Source organism: Burkholderia sp. Ax-1719, assembly GCF_011753055.1.
Lineage (GTDB): Bacteria > Pseudomonadota > Gammaproteobacteria > Burkholderiales > Burkholderiaceae > Paraburkholderia.
Window position 1 is genome coordinate 1 of sequence record NZ_VWWJ01000018.1, and the last position, 24,345, is coordinate 24,345.

Genomic DNA, 24,345 nt, shown 5'->3' on the forward strand with positions numbered 1-24,345 from the left:
CGGCCGCGCTGCCTCGCGCGTGGCGCTGACCGCGCTGGCCGCCCATGCCATCGGCGCGCACGCGCAGAGTTCGGTCACGCTCTATGGCGCGATCGATACCAGCATCGAAATCACCAATCCCGGCGCGGGCTACGTCGCGCGCATGGACTCGGGCGCGTATCGCGGCTCGCGCATCGGCCTGCGCGGCGCTGAAGACATTGGCAACGGCCTGAAGATCCTGTTCGATCTGGAGAATGGCTTCAGCTCCGGCAACGGCACGATGGCCGTGAGCAACACCATCTTCAACCGCCAGGCGTGGGTCGGTCTGGGCACGCCGTACGGCACGCTGCGTATGGGCCGCCAGTATTCGCCCATCTACATTCCGTTCAAGGGCGGCCTGGATGCGTTCGGCGCGGGCACCATCGCCTCCGGTCTGGACAATCTCTCGAAGATCACGCCTTACGAGAGCAATGCGATTACGTATCTCTCGCCGGAATTTCACGGCTTTTCGACCACATTGATGGCCTCGCTGCGCGATTCGACCGATGGCGACGGCAACGGCATCGCCGGCAATATCGAAACCTTCGCGTATCGCAATGGCCCGTTCCGCATCTCCTACGCGCATCAGCAGACGCACGGCGACGGCGCGCTGCGCGCCAACCTGGGCGGCGTCTCCTATGTGTACGGTCCGGTCACGGGTTTCCTGTCGTTCTTCAACGGCGATGGCGGCACGCCGCGCTATCACAACGACGGCGTCTCGGTATCGGCGCGATATGCGGTGAATACGCGCTTTCGCGCGTCGCTGGGCTATACGTATCTGCGCGACCGCTCGGGCGGCGACGATAACGCCGACCAGTTCAGCGCCGCCTGCGAATACGACCTGAGCAAGCGGGTCTTGCTGTACGCAAGCGCGGGCTGGCTGCGCAATCGCGGCCAGGGCGAATTCACGCTCAAGGGCGTGAACGTGACGGGGCTGACGCCGTCGTGGCCGGGCGCGTCGGTGCGCGGTGTGCAGTTCGGCATGATTGATCGGTTTTGAAGCGCGGTTCTGAAGCGCGGTCTTAAAGCGCGGTTCTGAAACGCAGTTTGAACACCGCGCGAGCAGGGCAGAAGTAAGGCGAAGCGTCACACGCGCTTTGCTACACTGATTTGCACGCCGCCACGACGGCAAAGGGGAGAACGCGTGATGCCCAGCAACGCCGCCCTACCGAAGCCTTACGTGCAGACCACGCGCGGAGCGTCACGATGAGGCTGCGCGCGCTGCCGCATTTTTCGCCATTGCGCGTGTTCTTCTTTACCGTCGCGCTGGGCGGCGCGACCGGCGTGGACTTCGTCGCTTCGTCGATGATGGGGATCGCGGGCACGCATATTCGCGGCGGCGTGCATGCCTCGCCCGAAGACTTCCTCTGGAGCATGACCTCGTACGCCGCCATGGCGACGGTCGCCAACCTCATGCTCGGCCGCATCGCGCGGCACACGAGCTATCGCTCTTACACCATCGTTGGATTGATCGTCGCGGCCATCGGCTCGCTGCTGTGCGCGCTCTGCGATACGCCGCTCGAACTGACGTTTGCGCGCGCGGTGCAAGGCTTTGGCGCGGGCGGCCTGTTCGCTGCCGCGCGCATCCTGATTCAACTGGTATCGGCGCGCGACGAACGTGCGCCGCTCTTTATCGGCTTCAATATCGGCTCGTTCGGGCTGTCCGCAGCTACGCCCTGGCTTGCGGCCGTATTGGTGGAAAGCGCCGCGTGGCAGATGGTGTTCGTGATCCAGGTCGTGCTGGCGCTGGCCGTGCTGGTGCTGGTCGTGCTCACTTATCCGAGCCGCGTGACGCCGCCGGGCGATCTCTGGGAAATGGACATCGATCCGATGGACTGGTGGGTGGTGATCCTGTTCGGGCTGGGCGCAATGGTGCTCATGCACGGCCTGGGCGACCTGCGCTTCTACGAACTCACCAGTTCGCCCTCGGTGGCGCTCACGCCAATAGCCGGTTTTCTGCTGATCGGCGCGGCCTTCGCGCGGCGGCATCGCGACCGCCATCTCTGGCTCGATCCGCAAGCGCTGCTTGGGCGCAGTTATCTCGTCGGGCTGCTGTTTTACGCCATTTATTACTTTCTCAACGGTCTGTGGAATTACCTGATTCCCACGCTATTGCAGAGTGGCTTTGGCTTCGGTTTTCAGGTGACGGGAGAAGTGCTCACATGGGCCTCCCTGCTGAGCCTGCTGGCGATGATGTGCTTTTCCGTCGTCGCGCCGAAAGTATTTGGCCGACGCCGCTATATCGCGCTGGGCTACGTGATGTTTGCGGCCGCGCTGTTGATGTTGTCGCTGCGCACACTCACCGATGTTTCCATGGACGTGATTCTGCCCGCGTTGTTTTTGCAGGGTTTGACGGTACCGTTCGTGATGGCGCAAGTGGCGGGCATGACCTTCGTCGACTTCACGGAAGACGATTTTCAGCATGCCTACGCATTCAAGAACATCGTGCGCCAGATCGCGACCGCCGCCGGTACAGGCGCGGCGAGCCTCTGGCTGCAATATGGGGAGGCCATTGCGCGCTCCCGTCTCGTTGACCGCATCACGATGTTCGACCTGGGCGGCATGCCGCCAATGCCCGAGATGATGCGCATGGCAACGATGGTGGAAACGCAGGCGACCCTTGTGGCAAGCGCCAATCTGCTTTCCTGGCTGGCGATTTTCTGTGCGATTGTGGCTGTGTTTGCGCTGCTCATACGCTGGCGCGTGACCTAGATCGTTGCGCGCTCAACGAGAGGCGCGCGTCTTGCATGGCCCGGTGGAATCTCGCACCACCAACTCCGGCGGCGGCCCGATCGCCATGGAAGGCTCTTGCACGGGCGCCTCGATCAATTGAATCAGGCGGCTGATCGACAACTCCGCTACGGCGGCGGTCTGGATCGCCACGGTGGTGAGGGCGGGGCGCACCTGGTGCGCGAGCGCAATATCGGTGATGCCAATCACCGACACTTCGCCCGGCACCGCGCGTCCCATGCCGATCAAAGCCTGAATCGCGCCGATGGCCAGCAGGTCGTTCGACGCGAAAATCGCGGTTAATTCAGGGTGTTTTTTCATCAGCGCCACACATGCCTCATGGCCTGCATCGATCGAATCGCGCACCTGCATTTCGGCCGCAGCGCGCGCCACGCCGCCCGCCGCCAGCGCTGCGCGAAAACCGTCCGAACGCGCGTCCTGCAATCCACCACAACCATCGCCGATCAGCATGCCGATCTTGCGATGCCCCAGTTCGAGCAGATGCTGCGCTGCCAGCGCGCCCGCGCGCGCGAAATCCACTGCCACGCAAGGCAGCGCGGGCGGCTTTTCAGGGTGCTCCCACATCGCCAGCAGGATCGGCCCGTTATGCATCGCCGAGATACAAAGCTCGTTCATGGCGATGTCGGTGTTCATCACCAGCACGCCGTCCGCGAAGGTGCCCGCGATCTGGTTGAGATAGGCGCGGCCAATCTGCGCGTCGTCGTCGGTGTTGCAGACCATCAGGAAATGGCCGGACTTGCGCGCCGCGCGCTCGGCGGCCAGCACGAACTCGGGATAGAACGGGTTGGCGATATTCGAGAGCATCAGCGCGAGCGTCGACGATCTGCCTTGCGCCAGCGCGCGCGCATTCAGGTTGGGCCGATAGCCCAGTTCGGCGATGGCCTGAAGCACGCGTTCCGCCGTCTCCGGGCGGACTTTCTCGCGGTTGCGCAGCACGTTGGAAACGGTGGCGGCGGTAACGCGCGCATGCCGCGCGACTTCTGACAAGGTGACCATGTCCTGCCTTTTTGTTGACGCTGTTTCTAGCGTTTACCCGGGGGTTTAGCGGGTATTTCGTGGCATTTCCCACATTCAGGGAACGCGATTCAAATGTTGCAAAGCTTGGCGAGGATTTGATAATTTTCACCCACACCAAGCCGGGACGCGATTTGCACGCGGTTGTGCCGCCCAGAAATTTAAGCGGTTAAATGGCCGTCGCACAAGCCCCCCGGCTAAATTTATCGCGTAGAATTTAAGCGCTTAAATCTGAGGAATCAGTCAAGGCGCGGCGAAAACGGAGGAGACAAATCCATGGCAACGATCCAGTTGTCGAACGTCGGCAAGCAGTACGGCGACCACCCGCCGGTGATCCGGCGCGTCGATCTCGACATCGGCCATCACGAATTCTGCGTGTTCCTGGGCCCGTCGGGCTGCGGAAAATCCACGCTGCTGCGCATGATCGCCGGTCTGGAAGAACTGAGCGGCGGCGAACTGCGCATCGGCAATCGCGTGGTCAACGACGTGCCTGCCGCCGAGCGCGGCGTGGCAATGGTGTTTCAGAGCTACGCGCTGTTCCCGCACATGACCGTGTTCGAGAACATGGCGTTTGGCCTGAAGATCGCCAAGGTGCCGAAGGCCGAAGTCGAGCGCCGCGTGCGCGACGCCGCGCGCAGCCTGCAACTCGAAGCGCTGCTCGACCGTCATCCGAAGGCGCTGTCGGGCGGCCAGCGCCAGCGCGTCGCCATTGGCCGCGCGATCGTGCGCGAGCCTGGCGTGTTTCTGTTCGACGAACCCCTTTCCAATCTCGATGCCGCGCTGCGCAGCCACACGCGGGTGGAGATTGCGCGTCTGCATCAGCGCTTCGAGAACGCCAGCGTGGTCTACGTCACACACGATCAGGTCGAAGCGATGACGCTGGCCGATCGCATCGTGCTCCTGCACGCGGGCGCGGAAATGGAAAAGCACGGCAGCGTTGCGCAGAGCGGGGCGCCGCTGGAGCTGTATCACCATCCAAAATCGCGCTTCGTGGCGGGTTTTATCGGCTCGCCGCGCATGAACTTTTTCGATGCCCAGGTGGACGGGGTCGAGGAGGGCGGCGTTCGCGTGACGCTCAACGGCGGAGAAACGCTACTCGCCAGCGTCGACGGCCGCGGCCTCCAACGCGGCCAGCACGTAACGCTGGGCGTGCGGCCGGAGCATCTGCGTCTGGACGGCGACGATCAGTCGATTGCCTGCGTGACCGTGCTCGCAGAACGTCTGGGCGAGCACAGCTATCTGCACGCCGATCACGCGGCGGGCACGCTGGTCGCGAAAGCGCCCGGCGACACGCCCGTGGGCGTGGGCGAGCGTCTGCGTGTGCGCGTGCCTGCCGATGCGTGCCATCTATTCGATGAGGCAGGCGTTGCGCGGCGGCGTCTGGCGTCACCGGCTCTCGCTGCCGTGGCGCTGGTCTGAAGCAACCAGACTGTGAATCTGTATTACCCCGCCGCCAGAGCGGGTCATTCACCAAGGCAAGGCAAACCAAGGAGACACCTGATGTTCGCTTATCGCTTTCCCCGTTTCGGCACATTGGCGCGCGCCACCGCCGCCGTGGCGCTCGTAGCCGCCACGCTCGCCAGCGGCGCGGCCGATGCCGGCACGCTAACGGTCAACGTTTCGGCGCGCGGCAACCAGCGCGCGACGTGGCAGGACGCCTTCGACAAGTTCAAGAAGGCCAATCCGGATGTCGATCTCAAGGTCTCCTATGTGACCGAAGAAGCCTACAAGGTGCAGATGAGCGGCTGGCTCGCGACCGATCCGCCCGATGTGGTCTCATGGCACGACGGCGAACGCATGGCGTACTACGCGCAGCGTGGCCTGCTGGAAGACCTGTCGGGCGACTGGGCGAAGAACGGCTGGAACGAGCAATATGCCTCGGTGAAAGAAGCGTCTACGTACAAGGGCAAACAGTACGCCGCCCCGCTGGGCTACGACGCCTACGGCTTTTTCTATCGCAAGGATCTGTTTCAGAAAGCAGGCGTAAAAGCCGAGCCGAAAACCTGGGACGAATTCCTTGACGCCTGCAAGAAGCTCAAGGCTAGCGGCGTGCAACCGATCGCCGTGGCGGCGCGCGACAGCTGGACGCTGGCCGCGTGGTTCGATTATCTCGACCTGCGCATCAATGGCAATGCCTTCCACCAGCAATTGATGGCGGGCGAAATCCCTTATACCGATCCGCGCGTGAAGAAGGTGTTCACCGCCTGGAAGACGCTGATCGACAACCACTACTTCATGGACAACGCGCTGTCCTATGACGTCGATTCGATCGCACCGGTGCTGGTGAATGGCAAGGCCGCGATGATGCTGATGGGCACGTTCTTCTCGGCCAGCTTCCCGGCGACGATGAGGCAGGACGTGGGTTTCTTCCGCTTCCCGGTGATCGACGCCAACGTGCCGACCGCCGAAGACGGCCCCGTCAACGTGCTGCTGATTCCCGCGAAGGCGAAGAACAAAACCGATGCGCGCCGCCTGCTGGCCTTTATGGAAACGCCGCAGATCAATGCCGATCTCGCGCGCGGCTGGGGACAGTTGCCGTCGAACAACAAGGCCGCCGAACCGGAGGACGCGATCTCTAAGGTCGGCTTCCAGACGCTGGCGAACACCCGCGGCGGCATTGCGCAGTTCTACGACCGCGACATGCAGAAGGAAATGGCCGACGAAGGCATGAAAGCGATGCAGCAGTTCTATAGCGATCCGTCGCAGATCGACGCGCTGCTCGCGCGCCTTGAAACGACGCGTCAGCGCATCTACCACAAGTAAGTCCGTTTGATTTGAGCGCCGGCAGTGCAATCTGCCGACGCTCAACGCAGCACAAGTGCTTTATGTAATTCGCAATCCGAATTAATTGAACGAATTAAACGATCAGGCGAGACTTCATCATGTCCGATACTGTCGCGCGCCCGCTTGGTGCGGCGCGCCCGCAGCGCAAATCGACGGTGCGCAGCAAGCAGAACCGCGCGGCGCTCTGGTTCCTGCTGCCCGGCTGCGCGCTGTTTACGCTCTGCGTGCTCTATCCGATCGTCAACAGCATCGCGCTGAGCTTCTACAACTGGGACGGCATGACGCCGAAGACCTTTGTCGGCTTCGCGAACTATGTCGAGTTGTTCCAGACCGACACCTTCTATACCGCGCTCAAGAACAACCTGTTGTGGCTCGTGCTGTTCCTGCTTGCACCGCCAGTTGGCCTGATGTTCGCGCTGTATCTGAATCAGCGCGTGGGCGGCATCCGCATCGTCAAATCGCTGTTTTTTGCGCCGTTCGTGCTTTCGGGCGTGGTGGTCGGGTTGGTGTTCTCGTGGTTCTACGATCCCACCTTTGGCCTGCTGCGCCTGATTCTGGGGCATGGCGTGCCAGTGCTGGGCGACCCGAAACTCGTCACGCTTGGCATCATCTTCGCCGCACTGTGGCCGCAGACGCCGTTCTGCATGGTGCTTTATCTCACGGGTCTCACGTCGATCAACTCCGAAATTGTCGAAGCCGCGCGTATGGAAGGCGCGAAGGGCATCAAGCTTTTCTGGCACGTGATCCTGCCGCAGCTGCGGCCCGTCACCTTCATGGCGATCGTGCTGACCGTGATTGGCGCGCTACGCAGCTTCGATCTGATTGCGGTGATGAGCGGCGGCGGCCCGTTCGATAGCTCCACCGTCCTCGCATACTACATGTACGACCAGGCGATCAAGTATTACCGCGAAGGCTATTCAGCCTCGATTGCCGTCGTGCTGTTCGCCATCATGCTCGTCTACATCGTGTTCCATCTGCGCCGCATGCTGCGCGAAGAACGCTGAAACAAGGGAGTTTTCGCACATGTATCCGCTTCCCGTCGAACGCTGGAAACCGGCGAATCGCACGCTCTACAAGATCTCGCTGCCCATTGCGCTCGTTATCTGGTTGCTGCCAATGCTTGCCGTGCTCATTACTTCGATCCGCTCGACAGACGAATTGCAGCAGGGCGATTACTGGGGCTGGCCGAAGCATTTTGCGCTGCTGGAGAACTACGGCGCAGCGCTCACGCAGACGCCCATGCTCCATTACTTCGCCAATAGCGTGCTGATTACGGTGCCGTCAGTGATCGGTGCGATCGTGCTGGCGTCAATGGCGGGCTTCGCGCTCTCGACCTATCGCTTTCGCGGCAATACCGCCGTGCTATTCGCCTTTGTCGCGGGCAATTTCGTACCGATCCAGATTCTCATGATTCCGGTGCGCGATATGGCCTTGCGCGTTGGACTCTACAACACGGTATGGGCACTCATCATTTTCCACGTCTCGTTCCAGACTGGCTTTTGCACGCTGTTCCTGCGCAATTTCATCAAGCAGTTGCCGTTCGAACTGATCGAAGCGGCGCGCGTGGAAGGCGCAAGCGAATGGACTATCTACTGGCGCATTGTCATGCCGCTGGTGCGGCCAGCGCTCGCGGCGCTCGGCATTCTGGTCTTCACCTTCGTCTGGAACGACTACTTCTGGGCCTTGTGCCTCACGCAAGGCGACGACGCTGCGCCCATCACCGTGGGCGTCGCCGCCCTCAAGGGCCAGTGGACCACCGCATGGAATCTGGTGGCGGCGGGGTCGGTGCTCGCGGCGCTGCCTTCCGTGCTGATGTTCTTCGCCATGCAGAAACACTTTGTCGCGGGACTGACCTTCGGCGCCAGCAAGGGCTGACCTCCTGTCCGGCATTGCAAATGCCGAAGGTCCCTTTTCTTGTCTACCGCCTGATCACACTATTCGAACCGGGTTTTCACTCATGCAAATCGGTGTCTGCTACTACCCCGAACAATGGCCGCGCACGATGTGGGCCGACGACGCGCGCCGCATGGCCGAGCTAGGCATCTCGCACGTCCGCATCGCCGAATTCGCCTGGAGCCGTATGGAGCCGCGGGCGGGTGAATACGACTGGACATGGCTCGACGACGCCATCGAAACGCTCGCCGCGCAAGGGCTGAAACTCGTTCTCGGCACGCCGACGGCTTCGCCGCCGAAATGGCTGGTTGAGCGCGATCCCGACATGCTGCCGGTGCGCGCGGACGGCACGCGCTGGAATTATGGTTCGCGCCGCCATTACGATATCGCCAGCGAAACCTATCGTCAGGAATGCGTACGGATTACCGAGGCGATGGCGCAGCGCTATGGGCGACATCCGGCTGTGGTTGCGTGGCAGACCGATAACGAACTCGGTTGTCACGATACCGTGCCCAGTTATTCGCCCGCGGCGCAACGGCGCTTCCAGGCATGGCTGCAACAGCGCTACGGCAGCATTGAATCGCTCAACACCGCATGGGGCAACGTGTTCTGGAGCATGGAGTATCCGGCGTTCGAATCGATCGGCCTGCCAATGCTCACGCCCACCGATGCCAATCCCTCGCATCTGCTGGATTTTCGCCGCTACATGTCGGACGAAGTGGCGAGCTTCCATCGCGAGCAGGCCGACGTGCTGCGCCGTCACGCGCCGGGCGTCGATGTGCTGCACAACTTCATGGGTTTTTTCACGACTTTCGATCACTACCGTTTCGCGGCCGATAAGGCCATCGATGTCGCCACGTGGGACAGCTATCCGATTGCCCGCACCGAAGTCATCGGCTTGCCCGAAGCGGACAAGGCGCGCTATGCGCGCACAGCGCATCCCGATGTGTCGGCCTTCGATCACGACCGCTATCGCGCCATCGGCGCGGGACGCTTCTGGGTGATGGAACAGCAGGCGGGGCCGGTGAACTGGGCGCCGTGGAATCCGGTTCCCGCTCCGGGCATGGTGCGACTGTGGGCGTATGAGGCCTTTGCGCATGGCGCGGAACTGGTCTCGTACTTCCGCTGGCGACAGTGTCCCTATGCGCAGGAACAGATGCATTCGGGACTGAATCTGCCGAACAACGAGCTATCACCGGGTGGCAAGGAAGTGGCGCGCGCGGCGCAGGAAATCGCGCAGAGCGAGGTGCTGCGAACGCTGGCTGCGCCTGTGCGTGCGCAAGCAGCGTTGGTATTCGATTACGAGACGCAATGGATGTTCGAGATCCAGCGTCACGGTGCGGGCTTCGACTATCAGGCGCTGGCGTTCGAATATTACCGGGCCTTGCGCGAGCAAGGGCTGGACGTCGATATCGTCTCGCGGCACGCGGATCTCGCTGGGTATCGGCTCGTGCTCGTGCCGTCGCTGGCTGTGATCGACGATGCATTCGTCGACCAGATCGAGCGCAGCGACGCGCAATGGGTCTTCGGCCCGCGCAGCGGCTCCAAGACGAGCGATTTCGCGATTCCCGGCACGCTGCCGCCGGGTCCGTTGCAGCGCGTGTTGCCGGTCCAGGTGCTCGAAGTCGAATCGCTGCGGCCCACGCTTGCCCCGCCATTGCGCGTCGGCGACGTGCACGGTACGGCTCTGCATTGGCGCGAGCATGTTCGCGCTAACCAGCACACCCGCGTAGAAGCCGAATTCGCCGACGGCTGGCCCGCATTGCTCTCGAATGGCCGCGTGCGTTACGTGGCTGCATGGCTCACGCACGATCTGCATCGCACCGTGCTGGCCGATGCCGCGCGCGCAGCGGGCCTTGCTTTGCAGACCTTGCCTGAAGGCCTGCGCCTCGCGCGACGCGGCGGCCTGACGTTCGCCTTCAACTTTGGCGACGCGCGGGCAATAGCGCCCGCGCCCGCCAATGCACAGTTCGTGCTGGGCGAGGCTTCGCTGGGCACCGGCGACGTGTGCGCCTGGCGCGATCCGCAATAGATCCACGATAAGACCGACTACAAGCGTTGCGGGCCGCGCTCATGCGGCTCGCCGGATAAGATGGAGGAGCACAGATGAAAAGAAGAGAGATGCTGTCCTGGCTGGCCTGCACCGCGCTCGCATCGGGTGCGGCTCCGGGGTTTGCGGCTTCGACATTGACAAGCGATGCACGCGGCAGCGGCGAGCGCCTGACGCTGGGCGCGGATCTATCGACGCTGCTGGAACTGGAAGCGAACGGCGCGAAGTTCTATGACCACGGCAGGGCCGAAGACTGCCTGCGCATCTTCAAGCGGCACGGACTGGATGCCATCCGTATCAAGGTCTGGAATGACCCTGGCAATCCTGATTATTTTCCGGCCAATCAAAGCGTCGCGGCGGGCTACAACAATGCGAAGCATGTACGCGTGCTTGCGCGCCGTGCCGCCGAACTCGGGCTGCGCGTGCTGATCGACTTTCACTACAGCGACTGGTGGGCCGATCCCGGCAAACAATATCCGCCCCATGCGTGGGCAGGCAAGGATCTCGCGCAAACCAGCGAACTGCTGCACGACTACACGACAGGCGTATTGCGTATGCTGCGCGAAGAGGGCGTGCGTCCGGAATGGGTGCAAACCGGCAACGAAATCACGGGCGGGATGCTCTGGCCGCTCGGCAAATACGATCAGTGGGACAACCTTGCGACGCTGCTCAAGACCGCGCACGACGCGGTGAAAACCGTCGATCCGCACATCAGGCACATGCTGCATATCGACAGCGGCGGCGACAACGCCAAGAGCCGCTGGTGGTTCGATAGCGCCGTGCAGCGCGGGGTGGAGTTCGACCTGATCGGGCTTTCGTATTACCCGCAGTGGCAGGGCTCGCTCGACGATCTGCAGAACAATGCCAACGATCTGTCCGCGCGTTACGGCAAGGACATCATCGTGGTGGAGACTGCCTACCCGTGGACCACGAGCGACGGCGACTCCGAACCCAACTCCATGACCAACACCGGCACGCTCAATTTTCCGCCCACGCCCGAAGGGCAGGCACAATTCTTCGCCGCGCTCACGAACGTGGTGAAAGGCATCCCCAACGGTCGCGGCAAGGGCGTGTTCTGGTGGGAGCCTGAGTGGATCCCCACCCCCAATGTCGGCTGGAAGGTGGGCGCGGGCGACCAGTGGGACAACAACACCCTGTTTGACTTCCAGGGCCGCGCGCTCTCGTCAATCGACGTGTTCAGAAAGCGCTGAACCCACTGTTTCGCCGCTTAAAAGCGATAAGTCAGGGCGACCTGCGCCACCGGATACCAGTGGTAGCGGGTCACCTTGTCGCTGAACTTCTGCTCTTCGTCGAGGATATTCTGATCCGTGACGAACGGGTCGTACACCGACGGCACGCTGTAGTCCACGCGCGGACGGCCATACGCCACGCCCAGATCGAACGACACGCCCAGACCCAGCGCAGGTTTCTTGTGACCATAGCCGATGCCGATATACGGCATCACATGCGGCAGCGTCACCTTCGCGGACGGCGAGGGGCCAAGCGCTGGCACGGTCGTGCCACCGATGGTGTAGTTGCCTTGCGCGTTGGGCTGGAGTTTCGCACTCAGCGAATCGCCGTTGAACAGCGCACCGGCCGTGAGGCGGAACGCGCTCGATGCGAAGGGAAACACGTCCAGATACGTGCCGCCTTGCGCGAGCGTGAGACGCCCGTCATAACGGTTGTCGTCCACGGTGACGGTGTGACTCAGGCCGAAACCTTCAGCATCGGCATGCACGCCGAAATGCGGGCTCAGATTGAGCGCGCCGCCCAGGCCCGCGCCCAGCGTGCCGCTCGTGACATACACTTCCTGCGCCTGGGCGTGCCCAATGGTTACGCTCGCCAGCAAGGCGCCCAGCGCCAGATAGATCGGATAACTAATTGATTTCACTGCTCTCTCCCTGAAACCAGGAAGCGCTCGCTATGGGCCTCCTGACGCCTATGACTTTACGTGGCAAGCAAACAAGTCAATTGGGCGAGATGCAGTCACTTCGCATGGCAAATCGAAATCTTCGTGTAAACAAGATTCGACCCCTTCATCGCGGGGGCCGAAGACAATGTGCTTGCGAAGTCAGTGGAAAGTGGCGCAAAGCCGGTCGATCGGCACGACGATCAGCACACAGGAAGAGAAGGCGAGGCCAACGGTAAAGGCGACCGCCGCCGTCGCACCGCACCAGGCGATAAAGCGGGCGGGATCGCGTTTGCCCGGCACCTGCGTCGCGATGATCCGCCACGCGCGGCCCGCCGCCACAGCGATAACCGTCGATGCCACCAACGCAACCAACGAAGCGCCATCCACGATTCTTTCCACCTGGGGCCAGGTCAGCGTCCCGCTGCGCTGGAAATCGTCGCAGGCATTGGAGATGAGCGTCACGCACAGCGCAAGGTGTAGCAGCCAGATCAGCGGCACACCGGCCAGCCCGAGCCAGATCGCGGTGCGGCCGGGTTGGGGCAACTGGAGATCCTCTTCCATCCCGGAGTTTCCTTTTCGTCGGTTTGGTCCGTTTCGCCTGATGTTTTCGATGGGCGTATTAAAAGTCATAGCATGCCTCGCGCAGATTGCGTGCCTGAGAAGCAGATTTCAGGGCGGGTTTCAGGCCCGCGTCAGCTTCGCTTGACGCGTCGCGTACACGCGACACACGTGCTAACCGCCAGTCGGCTCGATTGACCGACCGCCTGGACGGTCGGGTTGCCAGACATGGGCGGAATACGATCGCTGACGCCTGGATTTGCCTCACACCATACACAAGCACCTGGGTGTCACGCAGATTTGACCATCTCAGGTAGTCACAACGTTAGCGCTACCGCAACTTTCGGGTGGAAACAACGTTAGAGACAGGGCGCATTTTCCCTGGCCGGTGCACGCGCCAAAACCCGCAAAGGCGTTTCTATAATCGGCTCCCGAAGTGCCGCTGGCATTTCAGGTCGCTGCACCGGCAAGCCCCACAAAGCCGGGACGTGGTTTGGAGACAGACGAAAAAATATAGGATACCTGATGAAAAGGACGCTTATTGGTCTTGCAGTGCTGGCGACAGCCTCATCCGCTGCCCAGGCGCAGAGCCAGGTGACGCTCTACGGACGTATCGACAACGGCATCCAGTACGAAACCGGTTTGCCGGGCAACAAGCATGCGGTCAGCGCGGAAAGCGGCGACTGGGGCTGCTCGTGGTTTGGACTTGAAGGCGCGGAAGATCTCGGCGCGGGCACCAAGGCTATCTTCAAGCTGGAAGGGCAGTTGAACACTCAGAATGGCCAGTCCGCGGGCGGCCTGTTCGGCCGTCATGCCATCGTGGGATTCGACAATGACCGCTACGGTACCTTCAAGATGGGCAATCTGGGCGCGGGCGAGATCTCGCAGGACAGTTGGGGCGCCGATCCGCAACTGATGCAGCGCTACGCCATCGCGACGCTGGTACGCGGACGCAACTGGGCGAGCGCCGCGAACGGCTTCGAATACCAGACACCCAGCTGGAACGGCTTCCAGATGCGCGGCCAATACGCGTTGACCAACAACACCCGATGGAATGCGGCGGCCACACCCACGGGCCAGGGACGTACGGACGGCATCGAGGCAGTCTACTCGTACGGCCTGGGTGACTTCCGCGTGATCTACGACGAAGTGCGCGGTGCGGACGGCACCTTTAACGATGTCTACCAGCATTCGCGCTCGATCCTCGCGGGCGGCACGCTCGTGTTCGGCCCGGTCAAGTTCTACGCGGGATACCAGCATCTGGGCGCGCCGAACGCCACCAACGCGAGCGTGGGCGTTACCGATGCCTCGCAACCGGATGGCGTTTCCGCGCCCACGGCGGTGGATCACGAGTGGGTCGGCGCGGCGTGGCAGATCAACGCTGCCGCCGCCATTACGGCAGCGGTTTTCCACGCCAACGCCAATCACGGTAACGGTAACGCCACGCTCTACACGCTAGGCGGCACCTACAACCTGTCCAAGCGCACCTTCCTTTACACGGAAGCGGGCTACGTGCATAACAGCTCGACTTCGAACATCAATCTTGGCAACGGCTCGTATGGCAACAACGACTACGATCCCGCGACCGGATCGTCGGCGAACGGCAATCCCAACTACGGTCAGGGCCAGTTCGGCGTGTTTGCGGGCGTGATGCATCTGTTCTGATTCGGGCAGCACGGATGCAGCGGAAAGTCCCCATGGACAGGCGCGGCCAGCATTGGCCCGCGCCGCGCCGGCGTGGTCGTTCTCCTCCAACCCTGACGCGCCGGCGTCCCTTTTTCCCGCACCTGCTGATGTTTGCGCGCATCGGGAATACCCCGGTTGGGCCGAGCTTGAATGGCGCCGCGAGAGCATGCTATCTTGCGTACGTTAGCGATAACGTTTATGGCGTGCGACGTATCGTGCCGAGGCAACCATAATTAAGCGCGCCAGCAAGGTGGAGAGCCTTCAATGGAAAAGCGTGTATCCAAGGCGGTGTTCAAGGCCAAGGCCTGCGAACTATTCCGCCAGGTCGAACTTCTTGGCGAAAGTGTGGTGGTGACCGATCGCGGGCAACCGACTATCGAAGTCCGGCCGTATCGCGCGAAACGCAAGAGCCCGCTGGATTCGCTGCGCGCCTCCATCGTGCATTGCGATATCGAAGGCGCAGAAGAGCATCGCGCCGCCACGGACCGCTGCAACGCGACGGAATAACGCCTGACGATGGTCGCCCTCGACACCTGCGCGCTGGTCTACTGGCTGCGCGGCGATCAAGCGCTGAGCGAGCCCGCGCGCAACGTGATCGAATCCGCGCTGGAAGAATCCGAAGTCCTGATCTCGACCATCAGCGTGCTGGAGGTCGCCCAGTTCGTTGAGAATGGCCGGCTCGCGCTGTCGATGGACACGCGGCGCTGGCTCGCCACGCTGGCGTCGCTGGAAGGTGTGCGCATGGTGCCTGTGGATACGGCCATTGCGGTGCGCGCCACCACACTGTCACCGCAATTGCCGCAGCAGCAGCGCATCGTTGCCTCGACCGCGCGTACGTTAGGCGTACCGCTCGTGACGCCCGATTCGCGCGTGCGCACGCTCACGCATATCGACACCATCTGGTAGGCGTCATGCCAATTTGATTCGCTATCCTGTCTAAACCTTCGCGCGCGTGCGACTGGCCTTGCGAGTGCCGGATTCGTCGGCGCGCAGAGCCGGTTGCGGCGCGTGTGTCGTGCTCTGACGAACAACCAGTTCGGCGGGGAAGGTGGTGCGTTGCGAGAGCGCGTCGTTGCCGGCGATCTGCGCGAGCAACGTATTCACAGCGGAACTCGACATCTGCTGAAACGGCTGACGCACGGTCGTTAGCGCGGGATGGAACTGCCCGGCCATCGGGATATCGTCGAAGCCGACGACGGAGATATCGTCGGGCACGCGCAGGCCCGCTTCGCGCACCGCCGCGATCGCACCGAAGGCGCTATGGTCGTTGGCCGCGAAAATCGCCGTGGGCGGCTCGGGCAATTTCAGCAGACCAGAGGCCAGTTCGAACACCGTCGTCTGCGCGGCATCGCTGCTTGCCACCAGCGCGGAATCGCGCGGCAGACCGTGGCGCGCCAGGGTGTCGTGGTAGCCGCGTTGACGGTCGCGCACGCCCTCGATCGCTTCGTCGCTGCCAAGGAACGCAATGCGTGTATGACCGAGCGCGATCAGATGTTCGACGGCCATGCAGGCGCCGCCATAGTTATCGACCGAAACCGAGGGAAAGCGGTTGAGCGTCCCGCGTTGATCGATCACCACCACGGGCACACGCGCGGCCGCGAGCGCGTCGAGATTCATGGTCTCGCGCGGCAGGATCACCAGCAGGCCGTCAGAGAACTGACGCACCAGCTTGATGAGTTCTTCGTGCGAGTGGCTGTCGTCCGAGACGGTGTAGACCAGCACTTCGCAACCGGCCGCACGCGCGGCGCGGCTCGCGCCCAGAATCAGCTCGCTGGAGAACTGCGTATCGAGCGTGGGCGTCATGATGCCGACGATACCGTTACGACCGCCCGAGAGCTTCTGCGCCGTGCGATTGACGACATAGCCGATATCGGCGGCGATACGCAGCACTTCGTCACGGGTTTCGCGCGAGACACCGGAACGTCCGTTGAGCGCGCGCGAAGCCGTCATCTGCGAAACGCGGGCGCGCTCGGCAACATCCGCCAGGGTGGGATTTTGCTTGGTCATGCGACGAACTTTGATGAAAGAGTGTGCAGCGCGACCAAGGCGATATCTGGTAACGCTATCGTTACAGTGCGATCGATTCTAGCAGAAGGCCTGGCGGCCTCTCATCGCCGTTAGCCATGCGGCCAGGCCGACGTTGTACGGATGCCGCATGCGGGTTAATACCGTCTGGCGAAAACCCCTGCGCACGCAGTCATCGTTCGATCACTGTGGCGGTGCATAATGAACTCCCTGCCGATCGCAGTCGATGGCCATCCGCCCAGGAGCCCGCCATGCAAGCGAGGAACGAGGAATTCGTCGCCCATCTGCTCTCCGATCTCGTGGAATTCGCGCGCGCGCGATTGCCCGAATCGACCTTCCAGATCGTCGAACCATTCCTGCGTCACTATTACGATTTCGTCGATGCCGAAGACCTGCGCAGCCGCGCCATCGCCGACCTCTACGGCGCGGCGATGGCGCACTGGCAGACCGCCCAGCGCTTCGTGCCCGGCACCGAACGCATGCGGGTCTATAACCCGATCCTCGAACAGCACGGCTGGCATTCGGACCACACCGTCATCGAGATCGTCAACGACGACATGCCGTTTCTGGTCGATTCCGTGTCGATGGCGGTCAACAAGCTCGGGCTCGCGCTGCATTCGGCGATGCACCCGGTCTTTCGCATCTGGCGCGGTCAGGACGGCGCGATAACGCGCGTTGACGTAGGCGGCGCAGGCGCCGACGACGGGCAATCGCAACTGGCCTCGTTCATCCATTTCGAAATCGATCGATGTGGCGACGCAGCAAAGCTCGAAGAGCTGCGCCACGATATCGCCAGGGTGCTGGGCGACGTGCGCGCCTCGGTGGAGGACTGGCAGAAGATCGTCGAAGTGGCGCGCGAGACCATCAAGGCCATGAAGGCGCGCGAGCGAAGTGCGGAAGATATCGAATCGCGCGCCTTCCTCGAATGGATGGTTTCCGATCATTTCACCTTCCTCGGCCAGCGCGACTATGCGCTGGTCGACCACGAAGGCGGCTTTGGCCTGCGCGGCGTGGAAGGATCGGGACTCGGCATCCTGCGGGAATCCCTGCGCACGCCCGGCATTCCCGACGTCACGCCGCTGCCGGCCGCCGCCAATGAAATCATCCTGGGCGCATGGCCCATCTTTCTGACCAAGGCGAATTCGCGCGCAACCGTGCATCGCCCGGGTTATCTCGACTATGTGGGCATCAAACTCGTCGGGCCAGACGGGAGCGTGGTCGGCGAGCGCCGTTTCGTGGGGCTCTACACCTCGACCGTCTATATGGACTCGATCACCGAGATCCCCATCGTGCGCCGTAAATGCGCGAATATCGTGCGCCGTGCGGGCTTTCTGCCGAAGGGCCATCTGGGTAAATCCCTCGTGACCGTGCTGGAAACCTGGCCGCGCGACGAACTGTTCCAGGCGAGCGAAGACGAGCTTTACGATATCGCGCTTGGCGTACTGCGTTTGCAGGAGCATCAGCGCACGCGCCTGTTCGTGCGGCGCGACCGCTTTGGCCGCTTCGTTTCCTGCCTCGTCTATGTGGCGCGCGACAAGTACAACACGGATTTGCGCCGCAAGATCGCCCAGTTGCTGAGTGAGGCTTTTAACGGCGAATCGGTTGAATTCACGCCGCTGCTTTCCGAATCCACGCTCGCACGCATTCATTTCGTCGTGCATATCAAGTCGGGTGAGATGCCCGAAGTCGATACGCGCGAACTGGAAGCGCGGCTCGTGCAGGTCACGCGTCGCTGGCAGGACGATCTCGCCGACGCGCTGCTCGACGCATTTGGCGAAGAGCAGGGCACACGCCTGTTGCACCGTTACGCCGACTCATTCCCCGCTGGCTATCGCGACGACTATCCCGCACGCACGGCAGTGCGCGATATCGAGTTGATCGAGCGCGTGCAGGGCACGAGGCGTATCGCCATGAATCTGTATCGGCCTATCGAAGCGGGCCCGCGCGCGTTCCGCTTCAAGGTCTATTGCGCGGGCGACGCCATCGCGCTTTCACGCAGCCTGCCGATGCTGGAGCATCTGGGCGTGCGCGTGGACGAAGAGCGGCCGTATGTGATTCAGGTACCCGGCTGCGAACCCGCGTGGGTGCATGATTTCGGCCTGGAACTGGCCGATGACGCCGAATTCGATATCGAGCGCGTGAAAGACCTGTTCGAAGACGCATTCGAAGCGGTCTGGACCGCGCGCATCGAAAACGACGATTTCAACCGCCTCGTGCTGCGCGCCTATCTGGGCGCACGCGAAGTCACGATCCTGCGCGCCTATGCGAAGTATCTGCGCCAGGTGGGGTCGACCTTCAGCGACGCCTATATTGAACGCGCGCTCACCGGCAATCCGGCCATCGCCCGGCAACTGGTCGAACTCTTCCTGATCCGCTTCGATCCGCGCGCGGGCGACGGCACCGTGGTGACGGCCTCGCGTACGGCGCGCATGGAACTCGCACTCAAGGCCATCGAGGCGGCGCTCGACCAGGTGCCCAATCTGGACGAAGACCGCATCCTGCGGCAGTTTCTCGGCGTCATCAATGCCACCCAGCGCACCAACTATTTCCGCCGCGATGCCGAAGGCGCGCCGCTGCCCGCGCTGTCGTTCAAGTTCGATCCCTCGAAAGTCCCTGGCCTCCCCGAACCCAAGCCGATGTTCGAGATCTGGGTGTATTCGCCGCGTGTGGAAGGCGTGCATCTGCGCGGCGGACGTGTCGCGCGTGGCGGCTTGCGCTGGTCCGACCGGCGCGAAGACTTCCGCACCGAAGTGCTCGGCCTCATGAAAGCGCAGATGGTGAAAAACGTCGTCATCGTCCCGGTGGGATCGAAGGGCGGTTTTGTCGTGAAGAATCCGCCGCCGATCACGGATCGCGAGGCGTGGATGCGCGAAGGCATCGCGTGCTATCAGACCTTTCTACGCGGGCTGCTCGACCTCACGGACAATCTCGAAGGCAATGTGATCGTGCCGCCGCCCGACGTCGTGCGACACGATCCCGACGACCCCTATCTCGTGGTCGCGGCAGACAAAGGCACGGCCACCTTCTCCGATTACGCGAACGCCATTTCGCAGGAGTACGGGTTCTGGCTCGACGATGCATTCGCATCGGGCGGCTCGGTGGGCTACGACCACAAGAAAATGGCCATCACGGCGCGCGGCGCGTGGGAATCGGTCAAGCGCCACTTCCGCGAAATGGGCGTGGACACCCAGGCGAGCGACTTCACCGTGGCGGGCGTGGGCGATATGTCGGGCGATGTGTTCGGCAACGGCATGTTGCTCTCGCCGCATATCAAACTGGTGGCCGCGTTCGATCATCGGCATATCTTCCTCGATCCGAATCCCGATACGGCCGTGAGCTTCGCGGAACGCAGCCGCCTGTTCGGGCTCGACCGTTCGAGCTGGGCCGATTACGATCCCGCTGCGATTTCGTCGGGCGGCGGCATATTCGCGCGCACGGTCAAAACAATTCCGCTTTCGCCCGCTGTGCAGACCGTACTCGGCATCGAGGCGGCGGCGCTCACGCCCAGCGAATTGATTCGCGCTATTCTCCAGGCGCCTGTCGATCTGCTCTATAACGGCGGCATCGGCACCTATGTGAAAGCGGCGCACGAAACCAATGCGCAAGTGGGCGACCGCGCCAATGACGCCGTGCGTGTGAACGGCGCGGACCTGCGCTGCAAGGTGGTGGGCGAGGGCGGCAACCTGGGCGTCACGCAATATGGCCGTATCGAATTCGCGCAAAACGGCGGACGCATCAATACGGATGCCATCGATAATTCAGCCGGTGTAGATTGTTCGGATCATGAAGTTAATATCAAGATCCTGCTAGGACTCGTCGTGGCCGATGGCGAGATGACCACCAAACAGCGCAACACGCTGCTTGCGGAAATGACCGACGAAGTCGGCCTGCTGGTGCTGCGCGACAACTACTATCAGACCCAGGCGCTCTCGATCGCTGGCCGTTATAGCGCCGAATTGCTCGATGCCGAAACGCGCCTGATGCGCTGGCTCGAACGCGTGGGCCGCCTGAATCGCGTGATCGAATTCCTCCCCACCGACGAACAGGTGGCCGAACGTCAGGCCGCGAAGCTCGGCCTGACTTCGCCCGAGCGTGCCGTGTTGCTTGCCTATAGCAAGATGTGGCTCTACGACGCGCTGCTCGATTCTGACGTGCCTGAAGATCCGCTGGTCGCTGCACTGTTGATCGACTATTTTCCGGTGCCGCTGCAGGAGCGATTCAGCGCGCCGATGCAGCGCCATCCGCTGCGTCGAGAGATTCTTGCCACGCATCTAACCAATGCACTGGTGAATCGCGTGGGCTGCGCTTTCGTGCACCGGCTGATGGAAGAGACCGACGCGCGTCCTGGCGAGATCGTGCGCGCATGCATCATGGCGCGCGATGTGTTCGACCTCGACGCAATCTGGCGCGACATCGACGCGCTCGACAACCGCGTGCCCGACGACGTGCAGGCGAGCATGTTCGTCGACGTAGCGCGGCTGCTCGAACGCGCGGCGCTCTGGTTCCTGCGTCATTTGCAAACGGGCGCGGTAGACGCTGTGGGCGTCAATGCGCTCATCGCACGCTGCCGCGACGCGGCGCAACGGCTCGCGCCGCAGTTGCCGACGCTGCTGCCGGCCAGCGATCTCGAAGCGCTGGCCGCGCGTCAGGCGGCACTCGTGAACGCGGGCGTGGAGAGCGCATTGGCGGTGCGGGTGGCGAGCGGCGAATTGTCGGTCGCGTTGCTCGATATCGCCGATGTGGCGGCGGCCTGCGAGCGCCCGCTCGAATGGGTGGCCGCGGTCTATTTCGCGCTGGGCACGCGCCTGAACTACGGCTGGATCAGCGAGCGCGCCGCCGCGCTACCCACGCCGACGCATTGGGACACCATGGCGCGCGCCGCAGCGCTTGCGGAAATCGGCCGCCTGAAACGCGCGCTGACGATGAGCGTGCTGGCCGACGCCCCCGCGAGCGCGGACCCGCAAACGCTGGTGGACGAGTGGTGCGGCCAGCACGAAGCGGCGCTGGAGCGCTACGCGCATCTACTCACGGAGCTGCGGGCGACGAGCGGCGTGAGCCTTTCGGTGCTGCTGGTAATCGTGCGGGCGATGGCGATGCTGGAAAGGCCTTGATTGACGCAAGGGCATAGTCGCGGGCTGGACGTGCGGCAGATCGTGGATCGACAATAGCGGCTTGCGCTAAGCCATAGGCGCCCATTCCGCCCGATCCCGATTTGCCACCGTTCGCCATGAAAATCATCCGCAGCAAGACGTTTACCGCCGAGCGCGCCTGGGGCGCACTCGACATCGCCGATATGGGCGGCATCACCACGCGCCTGCACTGGACCGACCAGCCGTATAAATGGCACGTGAACGACGGCGAAGAAGTTTTCGCGGTGCTCGACGGGCGCGTGGAGATGCGTTATCGCGAGGCTGGCCTGGAACACTCCACCGTGCTCGAAACGGGCGATGTGTTTTATGCCTCGGTCGGCACCGAACACGTTGCGCATCCGCTCGGTGAGGCGCGTATTCTCGTGGTCGAGAAAGCCGGCAGCGTTTAAAACTCGCACCTTCACCACGTGCGATCAGGGCCGCCCCTGAAAGGCTTTCACGATCTCGTCGATGGTCGCGCGAATGCGCGCGGTGCGGCGCAAATCCTCGTGCGTGACGAGCCAGATTTCATAGGGCGTTGCGCGTTTGCATGACGGCCAGACGCGTATCAGGCCGTCCCGTTCGCCCATGTTCGCAGGTATTTCGCCCAGCCCGATGCCGGCCTTGATGGCCGCGCGTACGCTCAGATTCGAATCGAAGCGGGCGACAATGCGCCCGCCGTGCAGCGGCTCGCCGGCGAGCGCCGGCACGCGGGCCGCTTCAATATAAGGCTGATAAACCACGAGATCGTGTCCCGATAAGGCATTGCCCTGTTCGGGCAACCCCATACGATCGAGGTACGCCTGCGACGCAAACAGCCCCATTTCCCAACTCGCAAGCTGGCGCGCGACGAGTCCGGGATTGCGCGGACGCACCGTTCTGACCGCGATATCCGCTTCGCGTTTGGCGAGGTTGCGCAACTGCGTCGAGGTGCTCAAGCGCACGCTGACATCCGGGTGCTTCTTATGCAGCCTTTCCATGGCGGGAATCACGAATTCGAGCGCCAGCGCGTCGGTCGTCGTTACCTTGACCTCACCGGCGAGCCGCTTGTCGAGCCCCTGCGTTTGCCGCGCCAGATCGTGAGCGGCGCGCTCCATCGCTTCGGCGGGTTGCAAGGCAAGCTGGCCTGCGGGCGCCAGCACGTAGCCCTGCGAGGTGCGCACGAACAACGCCGCGGACAAATTCTGCTCGAGCGTCGCGAGCCGCCGTCCCACTGTTGCCTGATCGAAATTGAGCACGCGTGCGGCTGCGCGCAGCGTGCCTTCGCGGTGGATCGCGAGGAAGATGCGGGCGTCGTCCCAGTTCATGAATACTCCTTCCAATGCTGATGCAATTTTGCATCAGCGCGCAGGCAATTTGCTGCGTGGCTCGCAAGACCCTGAAAACTATACTCGTCTGCAGATCCGAGGCGTGCAGTCCAACGAAACCTTCCGGTTCCCCACGCCCCTCGATCGAGCTTACGAGGATGAATCGATGTCGAATGCAGCACACACCATTCCGCCGGCCATGTCGGCGGTCGAGATTACGCAGCCGGGCGGTCCGGAAGTGCTGGTGCCCACGGTACGCGCGGTGCCGGCGCCGGGTACCGGCGAGGTTCTGATCCGCATTCATGCCGCGGGCGTCAACGGTCCCGATGTGTTTCAGCGCAAGGGGCTGTACGATCCGCCGCCGGGCGCGTCCGATCTTCCGGGCCTTGAAATAGCGGGTGAAGTCGTCGCGCTGGGTACAGGCGTCACGCGTTTCGTCGTGGGCGACCGCGTCTGCGCGCTGATTCCGGGCGGCGGCTACGCCGAGTACGCCACGGCGCATGAGTCGAATACGCTCTTCATTCCCGAAGGGCTGAGCCTTGTGGAAGCCGCCGCGATGCCGGAGACCTTCATGACGGTCTGGCTCAATGTGTTCCAGCGCGGCAAGCTCCTCAAAGGCGAAACCGTGCTGATCCACGGCGGCGCGTCAGGCATCGGTACGGCCGCCACGATGTTCGCGAAGGCATTGGGCGCTGGCCGCATCATCACGACGGTCGGTTCGGACGAGCAGCGCGAGGCGAGCCTCGCATTGGGCGCCGACCTGGCGATCGACTATCGTCACGCGGATTTCGTTGCGGAAACGCTGGCCTTCACTGAAGGCAAGGGCGCCGATGTGATCGTCGATATCATCGCGGGCGATTACGTTGCCCGCAATTTCGCGGCGGCGGCGATCAACGGGCGCATCGTGCAGATCGGCGTTATCAAGGGGCCGGCCACGCAGGTCGATCTGTTCCCGATGCTCACGAAGCGGCTCACGCATATCGGCTCGACGTTGCGCTCGCGCACGCATGAGGAGAAGGCGGAGATCATTCACGAACTCGAAACGCACATCTGGCCGCATATTCGCAGTGGCAGCGTGAAGCCAATGATCTATCGCGAGTTCGCGCTGGAGCATGCACGCGATGCGCACACGTTGATGGATTCGGGCACGCACATCGGCAAGATCGTGCTGACGACGCGCGCCGCGCAGCAGTCCTCGCAACAGTAAGCGCAAAGCGA

The 24,345-nt window shown here is 62.8% G+C and carries 19 protein-coding genes; 14 read left to right on the top strand and 5 right to left on the bottom strand.

The features are described from left to right. Positions 1-19 precede the first annotated feature (19 nt). Together F3J17_RS24815 and F3J17_RS24820 are read left to right on the top strand one after the other, a co-directional pair. Positions 20-1,018 (top strand): porin, encoded by a 999-nt coding sequence (locus F3J17_RS24815; RefSeq protein ID WP_167065618.1) that lies wholly within the window; start codon positions 20-22, stop codon positions 1,016-1,018. Positions 1,019-1,224: 206 nt separating this feature from the next. Then, entirely contained in the window at positions 1,225-2,730 is a 1,506-nt protein-coding gene (locus tag F3J17_RS24820; RefSeq protein WP_167065257.1) for an MFS transporter, read from the top strand. 12 nt (positions 2,731-2,742) lie between these two features. On the opposite strand, the gene F3J17_RS24825 is transcribed toward F3J17_RS24820, so the two are convergent. Continuing rightward, the gene (locus F3J17_RS24825; protein ID WP_167065260.1) at positions 2,743-3,765 is read right to left on the bottom strand and encodes a LacI family DNA-binding transcriptional regulator; all 1,023 of its coding nucleotides are present in this window, start codon (positions 3,763-3,765) and stop codon (positions 2,743-2,745) included. Positions 3,766-4,059: 294 nt separating this feature from the next. Here F3J17_RS24825 and ugpC point away from each other — a divergent pair, with 294 nt between their 5' ends. From ugpC to F3J17_RS24855, 6 genes are all read left to right on the top strand, one after another. Beyond that, on the top strand, positions 4,060-5,202 hold the full coding sequence (gene ugpC / locus F3J17_RS24830) for a sn-glycerol-3-phosphate ABC transporter ATP-binding protein UgpC (protein ID WP_167065263.1): 1,143 nt from the start codon (positions 4,060-4,062) through the stop codon (positions 5,200-5,202). An 81-nt stretch (positions 5,203-5,283) separates the two neighbouring features. Next, positions 5,284-6,546 (top strand): ABC transporter substrate-binding protein, encoded by a 1,263-nt coding sequence (locus F3J17_RS24835; protein WP_167065266.1) that lies wholly within the window; start codon positions 5,284-5,286, stop codon positions 6,544-6,546. A gap of 119 nt (positions 6,547-6,665) precedes the next feature. Continuing rightward, complete coding sequence (locus tag F3J17_RS24840) at positions 6,666-7,571, top strand: sugar ABC transporter permease (RefSeq protein ID WP_167065269.1); 906 nt, start codon at positions 6,666-6,668, stop codon at positions 7,569-7,571. Between the two features lie 19 nt (positions 7,572-7,590). Then, complete coding sequence (locus tag F3J17_RS24845) at positions 7,591-8,442, top strand: carbohydrate ABC transporter permease (RefSeq protein WP_167065272.1); 852 nt, start codon at positions 7,591-7,593, stop codon at positions 8,440-8,442. 82 nt (positions 8,443-8,524) lie between these two features. After that, on the top strand, positions 8,525-10,492 hold the full coding sequence (locus tag F3J17_RS24850) for a beta-galactosidase (RefSeq protein WP_167065275.1): 1,968 nt from the start codon (positions 8,525-8,527) through the stop codon (positions 10,490-10,492). Positions 10,493-10,566: 74 nt separating this feature from the next. Then, a complete protein-coding gene (locus tag F3J17_RS24855) occupies positions 10,567-11,721 on the top strand; it encodes an arabinogalactan endo-1,4-beta-galactosidase (RefSeq protein WP_167065278.1) in 1,155 nt (384 codons plus the stop codon). A gap of 17 nt (positions 11,722-11,738) precedes the next feature. Here the strand turns inward: F3J17_RS24855 and F3J17_RS24860 are convergent, their stop codons facing one another. Together F3J17_RS24860 and F3J17_RS24865 are read right to left on the bottom strand one after the other, a co-directional pair. Next, entirely contained in the window at positions 11,739-12,401 is a 663-nt protein-coding gene (locus tag F3J17_RS24860; protein WP_345891246.1) for a hypothetical protein, read from the bottom strand. A 180-nt stretch (positions 12,402-12,581) separates the two neighbouring features. Next, positions 12,582-13,052 (bottom strand): hypothetical protein, encoded by a 471-nt coding sequence (locus F3J17_RS24865; protein ID WP_205194948.1) that lies wholly within the window; start codon positions 13,050-13,052, stop codon positions 12,582-12,584. Positions 13,053-13,505: 453 nt separating this feature from the next. Between F3J17_RS24865 and F3J17_RS24870 the strand changes: the two genes are divergently transcribed. From F3J17_RS24870 to F3J17_RS24880, 3 genes are all read left to right on the top strand, one after another. Beyond that, entirely contained in the window at positions 13,506-14,645 is a 1,140-nt protein-coding gene (locus F3J17_RS24870) for a porin (RefSeq protein WP_167065284.1), read from the top strand. Between the two features lie 285 nt (positions 14,646-14,930). Beyond that, the gene (locus F3J17_RS24875; RefSeq protein WP_167065287.1) at positions 14,931-15,173 is read left to right on the top strand and encodes a type II toxin-antitoxin system Phd/YefM family antitoxin; all 243 of its coding nucleotides are present in this window, start codon (positions 14,931-14,933) and stop codon (positions 15,171-15,173) included. A gap of 9 nt (positions 15,174-15,182) precedes the next feature. Further along, on the top strand, positions 15,183-15,572 hold the full coding sequence (locus tag F3J17_RS24880; protein ID WP_167065290.1) for a type II toxin-antitoxin system VapC family toxin: 390 nt from the start codon (positions 15,183-15,185) through the stop codon (positions 15,570-15,572). 30 nt (positions 15,573-15,602) lie between these two features. Here F3J17_RS24880 and F3J17_RS24885 read toward each other — a convergent pair whose 3' ends face one another. Further along, positions 15,603-16,673, bottom strand: a complete 1,071-nt coding sequence (locus tag F3J17_RS24885; protein WP_167065293.1) for a LacI family DNA-binding transcriptional regulator — start codon at positions 16,671-16,673, stop codon at positions 15,603-15,605. Positions 16,674-16,942: 269 nt separating this feature from the next. Between F3J17_RS24885 and F3J17_RS24890 the strand changes: the two genes are divergently transcribed. Then, positions 16,943-21,802 (top strand): NAD-glutamate dehydrogenase, encoded by a 4,860-nt coding sequence (locus F3J17_RS24890; protein WP_167065296.1) that lies wholly within the window; start codon positions 16,943-16,945, stop codon positions 21,800-21,802. Between the two features lie 116 nt (positions 21,803-21,918). Then, on the top strand, positions 21,919-22,230 hold the full coding sequence (locus tag F3J17_RS24895; RefSeq protein ID WP_167065300.1) for a cupin domain-containing protein: 312 nt from the start codon (positions 21,919-21,921) through the stop codon (positions 22,228-22,230). A gap of 24 nt (positions 22,231-22,254) precedes the next feature. Here the strand turns inward: F3J17_RS24895 and F3J17_RS24900 are convergent, their stop codons facing one another. Beyond that, positions 22,255-23,127, bottom strand: a complete 873-nt coding sequence (locus tag F3J17_RS24900) for a LysR family transcriptional regulator (RefSeq protein ID WP_167065303.1) — start codon at positions 23,125-23,127, stop codon at positions 22,255-22,257. Positions 23,128-23,293: 166 nt separating this feature from the next. On the opposite strand from F3J17_RS24900, the gene F3J17_RS24905 reads away from it, so the two are divergent. Then, positions 23,294-24,334: an NAD(P)H-quinone oxidoreductase gene (locus F3J17_RS24905; protein WP_240161155.1), complete on the top strand. Its 1,041-nt coding sequence runs from the start codon at positions 23,294-23,296 to the stop codon at positions 24,332-24,334. Positions 24,335-24,345: the final 11 nt, after the last annotated feature.

Bases quoted from the DNA above. Each gene is read 5' to 3' on its own strand.
- F3J17_RS24820 (WP_167065257.1), top strand. From the start codon at position 1,225: ATGAGGCTGCGCGCGCTGCCGCATTTTTCGCCATTGCGCGTGTTCTTC.
- F3J17_RS24825 (WP_167065260.1), bottom strand. From the start codon at position 3,765: ATGGTCACCTTGTCAGAAGTCGCGCGGCATGCGCGCGTTACCGCCGCC.
- ugpC (WP_167065263.1), top strand. From the start codon at position 4,060: ATGGCAACGATCCAGTTGTCGAACGTCGGCAAGCAGTACGGCGACCAC.
- F3J17_RS24835 (WP_167065266.1), top strand. From the start codon at position 5,284: ATGTTCGCTTATCGCTTTCCCCGTTTCGGCACATTGGCGCGCGCCACC.
- F3J17_RS24840 (WP_167065269.1), top strand. From the start codon at position 6,666: ATGTCCGATACTGTCGCGCGCCCGCTTGGTGCGGCGCGCCCGCAGCGC.
- F3J17_RS24845 (WP_167065272.1), top strand. From the start codon at position 7,591: ATGTATCCGCTTCCCGTCGAACGCTGGAAACCGGCGAATCGCACGCTC.
- F3J17_RS24850 (WP_167065275.1), top strand. From the start codon at position 8,525: ATGCAAATCGGTGTCTGCTACTACCCCGAACAATGGCCGCGCACGATG.
- F3J17_RS24855 (WP_167065278.1), top strand. From the start codon at position 10,567: ATGAAAAGAAGAGAGATGCTGTCCTGGCTGGCCTGCACCGCGCTCGCA.
- F3J17_RS24865 (WP_205194948.1), bottom strand. From the start codon at position 13,052: ATGACTTTTAATACGCCCATCGAAAACATCAGGCGAAACGGACCAAAC.
- F3J17_RS24870 (WP_167065284.1), top strand. From the start codon at position 13,506: ATGAAAAGGACGCTTATTGGTCTTGCAGTGCTGGCGACAGCCTCATCC.
- F3J17_RS24875 (WP_167065287.1), top strand. From the start codon at position 14,931: ATGGAAAAGCGTGTATCCAAGGCGGTGTTCAAGGCCAAGGCCTGCGAA.
- F3J17_RS24880 (WP_167065290.1), top strand. From the start codon at position 15,183: ATGGTCGCCCTCGACACCTGCGCGCTGGTCTACTGGCTGCGCGGCGAT.
- F3J17_RS24885 (WP_167065293.1), bottom strand. From the start codon at position 16,673: ATGACCAAGCAAAATCCCACCCTGGCGGATGTTGCCGAGCGCGCCCGC.
- F3J17_RS24890 (WP_167065296.1), top strand. From the start codon at position 16,943: ATGCAAGCGAGGAACGAGGAATTCGTCGCCCATCTGCTCTCCGATCTC.
- F3J17_RS24895 (WP_167065300.1), top strand. From the start codon at position 21,919: ATGAAAATCATCCGCAGCAAGACGTTTACCGCCGAGCGCGCCTGGGGC.
- F3J17_RS24900 (WP_167065303.1), bottom strand. From the start codon at position 23,127: ATGAACTGGGACGACGCCCGCATCTTCCTCGCGATCCACCGCGAAGGC.
- F3J17_RS24905 (WP_240161155.1), top strand. From the start codon at position 23,294: ATGTCGAATGCAGCACACACCATTCCGCCGGCCATGTCGGCGGTCGAG.